The organism is Enterobacteriaceae endosymbiont of Donacia piscatrix, assembly GCF_012569525.1.
Taxonomy (GTDB): Bacteria; Pseudomonadota; Gammaproteobacteria; order Enterobacterales; family Enterobacteriaceae.
The window spans coordinates 451,886-459,119 of sequence record NZ_CP046200.1 but is presented as its reverse complement, the minus strand read 5'-3'; the positions used below and the strand labels follow the sequence as shown (position 1 = coordinate 459,119).

Below are 7,234 nucleotides of genomic sequence, written 5' to 3'. Positions count from 1 at the left end.
TTTATAATCCAAATTAAATAAAATTTATTTTTATATATTTATAAATATTAATTAAAATAATAAAATTATATAAATAATTTATATAATTCTTAAAAAGAAATTAATGTTTTTTATTTTTTAATTTATATAAATAATTTGAAATATCTATATATAATTTTTTAATTCCAATATTATTTTTAGATGATACTAAATAAAATTTTTTTATATATTGATATTTTATTAATTTTTTTTTAATACAAGATATTAAATAATTTGGATTATGTAATAAATCAATTTTATTAAAAATAATCCATTGTTCTTTTAATAATAATGTATTATCATATTTAGAAATTTCATTACATATTATATTTAAAGTATTAGATATGTTATATTTTATATTAATAATTGATATATCTATAATATAAAAAATTAAATTACAATATTTAAAATATTTAATAAAATCTAAACCTAATCCTCTACCAAAAAAAGAATTTTTAATAATACCTGGCACATCTAATATAGAAATATTAGAATTATCTAATTTATTTTTAATAATACCTAAAATAGGTTTTGTAGTAGTAAAAATATAGTTGTTAATTTTAGTTTTAATCGAAGATATGTTTTTAATAAATGTTGATTTTCCAGAATTAGGTAATCCTAAAATACCTATATTTATTTTTAAAATTAATTTTAATTTAATTTTCTTTTTCTCTCCTAAATCACCTATAGTTCTTTTATATGGAGTTCTATTTATAGATGATTTAAAATTAATATTTCCTAATCCTTTTTTTCCACCTTTTGCAATTAAAAATATCTGATTATTTTTTAGTAAAGATACTAAAATCATATTTTTTTCTACATCAATAATTTTTGTACCTAAAGGTACTTGAATAATTAAATTTTTTCCATTTTTTCCAGTACGTTTCCGATTTTGTCCATTTAAACCATTATCAGCTATATAATTGTTTTTATAATGAAAATTTTTTAAATTATTAATATTATGATTAGCTGTAATATATACATTACCTCCATTACCTCCATTTCCTCCATCTGGACCTCCTTTAGGAAGGAATCTTGCACGATAAAAACTAATACATCCATCTCCTCCTTTTCCAGCTTTAACATATATAATTACTTCATCAAAAAATTTCATTATAACTCCATTTTATAAAAAAATATTTAAATAATATATATTTAGTAGATAAAATAATTATAAATAAAAAACAATAAATTATCAAAATTATATATTAATAATATTAATATATAATTTTTTTTGTAATCCTTTATGAGTAAATTTTACAATACCATTAATTTTAGCAAATAAAGTATGATCTTTACCACATCCTACATTATTTCCTGCATGGAATTTAGTACCTCTTTGTCTTATTAAGATATATCCAGATTTTACTTTTTCTCCTCCATAACATTTTATTCCTAATCTTTTAGAATGCGAATCTCTACCATTTCTAGAAGATCCTCCTGCTTTTTTATGAGCCATAAAATTTTTTTCCTTTTATATTAAAAATATAATTTTAATAATTTTTATATTAGTAAATAATTGACGATGACCTTGTATTTTACGATAATGTTTTCTTCGACGAAATTTAATTATTTTAATTTTTTTATTTTTTCCATGTGATATTATTTCTGCTATAACTTTTCCTCCAGGAACTATAGGATTACCTATATTTAATTTATTTTTATTAGAAATTAATAAAACATTATTAAATTCGATTTTATTTCCGATAACACCTTGTATTTTTTCTAATTTAATAATTTGTCCTTCTATAACTTTATATTGTTTCCCATAATTGTCAAAAATAGCATACATTAAACTATAATCCTTATAAAAGATTTATTAATATAAAATTATTATAAGTTTATAATAATTTTATATTAATAAATCTAATTTTTTAATCTTATTATTTTAGCTCCTAAATTAATTAATTTATTTTCTATATTTTCATATCCCCTATCAATATAATTAATATTATTAATTACGGTTATACCTGTAGCAATACATCCTGCTAAAACTAAACTTATTGCACCTCTTAAATCAGTTGCTTTAATTTCAGAACCATAAAGTGAATTTACACCTTTACAAAATACTTTATTATCTTTAATAAAGATTTGGGCACCCATTTTTATTAACTCATATATATATAAAAAACGATTTTCAAATATGGTTTCTGTTGTTATACTTTTACCTAATGCGATACAATTTAACAAAGTAAATTGGGGTTGTATATCAGTAGGAAAATTAGGGTATGGACCTGTTGTAATATTAATAGCTTTAGGTTTTTTATTATTCATATCAAGACTACACCAATCTTTACCTATTTTGATTTTTGCACCTACATATCTTAATTTTTTTAATAAAATATTTAAATATTTAGGATTAGTATTTTTACATAAAATTTTTCCTTGAGATATAGCAGCAGCTATTAAAAAAGTTCCAGTTTCAATTCTATCTGGCATAATAGTATAAATACCTCCTGTCAATTTTTTAACACCTTTGATTATAATTTTTTTAGTTCCTCCACCTCTAATATTTGCACCTATCATATTTAAAAAATTAATTAAATCTTTTATTTCAGGTTCTTTAGCGGCATTTTCAATTATAGTTATATTATTTGCGTAAATTGCAGCTAAAATACTATTAATAGTTGCTCCTACACTACTTTTTTTCATAAAAATATGAGCACCTTGAAAATTATTATTTATAGATGCTATAATAAATCCGTTTTCAACGTAAATATTAGCACCTAATTTTTTTAAATTTTTAATATGTAAATCAATAGGTCTTTGACCAATAGAACAACCACCAGGTAAATTTATTTTTATTTTCTTAAAACGTATTAATAATGGACTTATTAACCAAATAGAAGCTCTAATAGATTGAATTAATTTTTTAGGTAAAATATAATTTTTATATAAATTATTTGCATTTATCGTTAATGATTTGCCTTTTTTAACCTTTACACCTAATGTTAAAAGTAACTTAATAGTTATATCTATATCTTTTAATTTAGGAATATTTTTAATTTCTATTAATTCATTTGTTAAAAGTGATGCAAATAAAATAGGTAAAGCAGAATTTTTTGATCCAGAAATATTAACTTTTCCTTTTAATTGTACCGGGCCTTGTATTAAAAATTGATCCATATCAAACTCTATAAATATCAATAAAATTAATTAAAAAAATAATTAATTTTGTTTTAATATTGAATTTTTTAAAATAAAAATTTAACGTTTAGAAAATTGAGGACTGCGTCTTGCTTTTTTTAAACCAAATTTTTTTCGTTCTACTCTACGATCATCTCTAGTAATGAAACCTGCTTTTTTTAAATCTTTTCTAAAAAAACTATCATATTTTATCAAAGCTCTTGTTATACCATGCCTAATTGCTCCTGCTTGTCCAGAAACACCACCTCCTTTAACAGTAATATATAAATCAAACTTATCATGCATTTTTATTAATTGTAAAGGTTTTAATATCATAATACGATGTATATTCCTATTAAAAAAATTATTTATTTTTTTTTTATTAATTAAAATATTACCAGTTCCTTTTTTTATAAAAACTCTAGAAGAAGAACTTTTTCTTCTTCCTGTTGTATGATAATCATAATTTATTTTATTCATAAATTTTATATCCTTAATAAAATAATTTAAATATTTAAAATATTATTTTTTTGCGCTATGTGTTTATGTATTATTCCTTTATAGATTTTTAATCTATTTAACATTAATACTCCTAATTTATTTTTAGGTAACATTCCTTTAACGGAATGTTTAATAACTTTACAAGAATTTTTTATCATTAATTTTTCTAACGATATTTTTTTTAATCCTCCTGAATATTCACTATGAGTAAAATAAAATTTATTTTTTAATTTATTTCCGGTTATTTTAATTTTACTAGCATTTACAATTATAATATAATCACCTATATCAATATGTGGTAAATATGAAATTTTATGTTTTCCCATTAAATAATGGGAAACAATACTAGATAATCTTCCTAAGATTTTATTTTCTGCATTAATAAGAAACCATTGACGATTAAATTTTTTATTTAATAAAATATTCATTTTATATATATCCAAAATATAAAAAATTCTATTTAAATTATTTATTTTTAATTTTTTAATAAAAAAATATATTTTTTTATTAAAAATATGATAATATAGATAAATAATAAATGCAATTAGTCTTTTTATTTTTAAAATTATTCTTTTTAAATAGAATAAATAATACGATTTTTATTTACATAAAATTAATATAATAGATTTATTTTTAAATAAAATATTTTTCTTTTATTTTTTTTGGTGAACTTTATGAGTGTTATTTTTGCAAAAAAAAAAGAAGCTAATTTAATTAAAATATTTAAAAATTTAATAAAAAAAGAAAAATTTAGTACTCAAATTGAAATTGTTCGTGCTTTACAAGAAAAAGGTTTTCAAAATATTAATCAATCTAAAGTTTCTAGAATGTTAACTAGATTTGGTGCAGTAAGAGTTAGAAATACAAAAATGGAAATGGTATATTGTTTCCCATTAGAATTAGGAGTACCAAATACAACAAGTCCATTAAAAAATTTAGTATTAGATATTGATTATAATGATATTTTAATTATTATTCATACAAGTCCAGGAGCAGCACAATTAATAGCAAGATTATTAGATTCTTTAGGAAAACCAGAAGGTATATTAGGTACTATTGCAGGTGATGATACGATTTTTGTAGTACCTACTCGTCTTTTTAAGACTATTCATTTATATGATTTTATTCAAAATTTATTTGAACAAAAATTATAATTTCATTAATTATTTATTTTTTATATATTTCATACCATTCATGTATGGTTGAAGTACATCAGGTATTTTAATTGTTCCATTTTTGAGTTGATAATTTTCCATAATAGCTGCTAATGTTCTACCTACAGCTAAACCAGAACCATTTAAAGTATGTATAAATTTAATTTTTTTATCTTTCATTCTTTTATATCTAGCTTTCATTCTTCTAGATTGAAAATCACCCATATTAGAACAAGAAGATATTTCATAATATTGATTTTGTGAAGGAAACCATACTTCTAAATCATAAGTCTTACTTGAAGAAAAACTCATATCTCCTGTGCATAATAATATTTTTCTATATGGTAAATTTAATAATTGTAATATTTTTTCAGCATGTAAAGTAATTTGTTCTAGAGTTTTTATTGAATATTTTGGTTTTACTAATTGTACTAATTCTACTTTATCAAATTGATGTGTACGTATTAATCCTCTATTATACTGACCATATGATCCTACTTCAGATCTAAAACAGGGACTATGAGCAACATATTTAATAGGTAAATGATCTTCTTTAATAATTTTATTATACACTAAATTAGTTAATGGTACTTCAGCTGTAGGAATTAAAAAATATTGACATTTATTATTTTTAAAATTTTGTATATGAAAAAGATCTTTACTAAATTTAGGTAATTGCCCGGTACCATATAAAGTTTTCTCTTTAACTATATAAGGAATATAAACTTCTTGATAATTATGTTGATTTATATGTATATCTAACATAAATTGGATAAGTATTCTATGTAAATAGGCTATTGTTCCTTTTAATACAAAAAATTTTGATCCACTTAAATTAACACCAGATTCCATATCAATTCCTTTATGCAATAAACCTAATTCTAAATGGTTTTTTATTATAAAGTCATAATTAGTTATTTTACCCCATTTTTTAACTTCTTTATTTTTTGTATTATTAATCCCGATAGGGACTTCTTTAAGAGGTAAATTAGGAATAGAAGAATAAATATGTTTTATATTTTTTTTAATATTATCTAATATAGATTTATATTTTAAAATATTATTAGTTATAACAATAGATTTTTGTTTTAAATTAGAAATATTATCAACATTTTTTTTAGATAAAATATAAGATATTTTATTTTTTTTTATTTGTAATTTTTCTACTTTAATTTGGAATAATTTTCGTTTTGTTTCTAATTTATTTATTAGATTAATATCTAAAATAAAATTTCTTTTTTTTAAAATTTTATATACATAATTAATATTATTACGTAATAATTTTATATCTAACATAATATTTTTCTTATAAATTAAAATATAATATTTTACTATAAAATTAAAATTTATATAAATTTATTTTTAAATTATTAATTTAATTATTTAATCTTTTATATATAATAAAATAAATATTTTAAATAATTAAAAAATATGAAAAATATAAAAAAAACAAAACTACTTATTATTGGTTCTGGTCCTGCTGGTTATACAGCTGCTATATATGCAGTAAGAGCAAATTTAAATCCTATTTTAGTAACAGGAAATGATATTGGAGGACAATTAACAAAAACATTTAATATAGAAAATTGGCCAGGAAATTTTCCTAAAATAACAGGACAAAAATTAATGAATAATTTATATAATCACACAAGTTTTTTAAAAACTAATATTATTAATGATACAATAGTTAAAATTATTAATTTTAAAGAAACACCTTTTATTTTAAAAGGTAATTTACATACATATATATGTAATAGTGTTATTATTGCTACTGGATCAAATCCTAAATCTTTAGGTTTATATTCAGAAAAGAAATTTATGGGTAAGGGAGTATCTTCATGTGCTGTTTGTGATGGATTTTTTTTTCGTAACAAAATAGTTTCAGTTATAGGAGGCGGTAATACTGCTATAGAAGAAGCAATATATTTATCTAATATTGCATCTAAGGTACACTTAATTCATAGAAAAAATAATTTTAATGCCGAAAAAGTATTACTTAATAAATTAAAATTTTTAATAAAAAACAAAAAAATATTTTTATATACTCCTTATGTATTAAAAGAAATCTTAGGTAACGAAAAAGGAGTTCACAACATTAAAATTAATTCTATATATAATAATAATATTGTTAATATTTCAACATTTGGTGTATTTATATTAATAGGTACTATTCCTAATAGTAATTTATTTAAAAATCAAATAAGATTAGATAAAAATGGTTATATTATTACAAATAATTATAACTTAAATAATTTAAATTTTACTCAAACAAGTATTCCTGGTATTTTTGCAGCTGGTGATGTTATAGATAAAAACTATAGACAGGCAATTACATCAGCAGCTACAGGATGTATGGCAGCATTAGATGCACAAAAATTTTTAAATAATGTTGATAAAAAAAAATTAATTTAGTTCTATATAACATAAAGTTAAAT

9 protein-coding genes are annotated in these 7,234 nt (G+C 19.9%); 2 read left to right on the top strand and 7 right to left on the bottom strand.

The annotated features are described in order from the left end of the window. Window positions 1–100 precede the first annotated feature (100 nt). The 6 genes from cgtA to rplM form a co-directional block, all read right to left on the bottom strand. Window positions 101–1,132, bottom strand: a complete 1,032-nt coding sequence (cgtA, locus tag GJT96_RS02290) for an Obg family GTPase CgtA (RefSeq protein WP_169780582.1) — start codon at window positions 1,130–1,132, stop codon at window positions 101–103. Window positions 1,133–1,219: 87 nt separating this feature from the next. Continuing rightward, the gene (rpmA, locus tag GJT96_RS02285) at window positions 1,220–1,477 is read right to left on the bottom strand and encodes a 50S ribosomal protein L27 (RefSeq protein WP_169780581.1); all 258 of its coding nucleotides are present in this window, start codon (window positions 1,475–1,477) and stop codon (window positions 1,220–1,222) included. Between the two features lie 15 nt (window positions 1,478–1,492). After that, on the bottom strand, window positions 1,493–1,810 hold the full coding sequence (rplU, locus tag GJT96_RS02280) for a 50S ribosomal protein L21 (RefSeq protein WP_169780580.1): 318 nt from the start codon (window positions 1,808–1,810) through the stop codon (window positions 1,493–1,495). Between the two features lie 74 nt (window positions 1,811–1,884). Then, window positions 1,885–3,144 (bottom strand): UDP-N-acetylglucosamine 1-carboxyvinyltransferase, encoded by a 1,260-nt coding sequence (gene murA / locus GJT96_RS02275; RefSeq protein ID WP_169780579.1) that lies wholly within the window; start codon window positions 3,142–3,144, stop codon window positions 1,885–1,887. 81 nt (window positions 3,145–3,225) lie between these two features. Beyond that, a complete protein-coding gene (gene rpsI / locus GJT96_RS02270) occupies window positions 3,226–3,624 on the bottom strand; it encodes a 30S ribosomal protein S9 (RefSeq protein ID WP_169780578.1) in 399 nt (132 codons plus the stop codon). Between the two features lie 26 nt (window positions 3,625–3,650). Next, window positions 3,651–4,073 (bottom strand): 50S ribosomal protein L13, encoded by a 423-nt coding sequence (gene rplM / locus GJT96_RS02265; RefSeq protein ID WP_169780577.1) that lies wholly within the window; start codon window positions 4,071–4,073, stop codon window positions 3,651–3,653. Between the two features lie 246 nt (window positions 4,074–4,319). Here rplM and argR point away from each other — a divergent pair, with 246 nt between their 5' ends. Continuing rightward, window positions 4,320–4,799 carry a transcriptional regulator ArgR gene (gene argR / locus GJT96_RS02260; RefSeq protein ID WP_169780576.1) on the top strand — a complete coding sequence of 160 codons (480 nt, stop codon included), beginning with the start codon at window positions 4,320–4,322 and terminating at the stop codon, window positions 4,797–4,799. 9 nt (window positions 4,800–4,808) lie between these two features. Here argR and serS read toward each other — a convergent pair whose 3' ends face one another. Beyond that, window positions 4,809–6,095 (bottom strand): serine--tRNA ligase, encoded by a 1,287-nt coding sequence (gene serS / locus GJT96_RS02255; protein ID WP_169780575.1) that lies wholly within the window; start codon window positions 6,093–6,095, stop codon window positions 4,809–4,811. A 135-nt stretch (window positions 6,096–6,230) separates the two neighbouring features. Here serS and trxB point away from each other — a divergent pair, with 135 nt between their 5' ends. After that, window positions 6,231–7,211 (top strand): thioredoxin-disulfide reductase, encoded by a 981-nt coding sequence (trxB, locus tag GJT96_RS02250; RefSeq protein ID WP_169780574.1) that lies wholly within the window; start codon window positions 6,231–6,233, stop codon window positions 7,209–7,211. Window positions 7,212–7,234 lie beyond the last annotated feature (23 nt).

Bases quoted from the DNA above. Each gene is read 5' to 3' on its own strand.
- rpmA (WP_169780581.1), bottom strand. From the start codon at position 1,477: ATGGCTCATAAAAAAGCAGGAGGATCTTCTAGAAATGGTAGAGATTCG.
- rplU (WP_169780580.1), bottom strand. From the start codon at position 1,810: ATGTATGCTATTTTTGACAATTATGGGAAACAATATAAAGTTATAGAA.
- cgtA (WP_169780582.1), bottom strand. From the start codon at position 1,132: ATGAAATTTTTTGATGAAGTAATTATATATGTTAAAGCTGGAAAAGGA.
- argR (WP_169780576.1), top strand. From the start codon at position 4,320: ATGAGTGTTATTTTTGCAAAAAAAAAAGAAGCTAATTTAATTAAAATA.
- murA (WP_169780579.1), bottom strand. From the start codon at position 3,144: ATGGATCAATTTTTAATACAAGGCCCGGTACAATTAAAAGGAAAAGTT.
- rpsI (WP_169780578.1), bottom strand. From the start codon at position 3,624: ATGAATAAAATAAATTATGATTATCATACAACAGGAAGAAGAAAAAGT.
- rplM (WP_169780577.1), bottom strand. From the start codon at position 4,073: ATGAATATTTTATTAAATAAAAAATTTAATCGTCAATGGTTTCTTATT.
- serS (WP_169780575.1), bottom strand. From the start codon at position 6,095: ATGTTAGATATAAAATTATTACGTAATAATATTAATTATGTATATAAA.
- trxB (WP_169780574.1), top strand. From the start codon at position 6,231: ATGAAAAATATAAAAAAAACAAAACTACTTATTATTGGTTCTGGTCCT.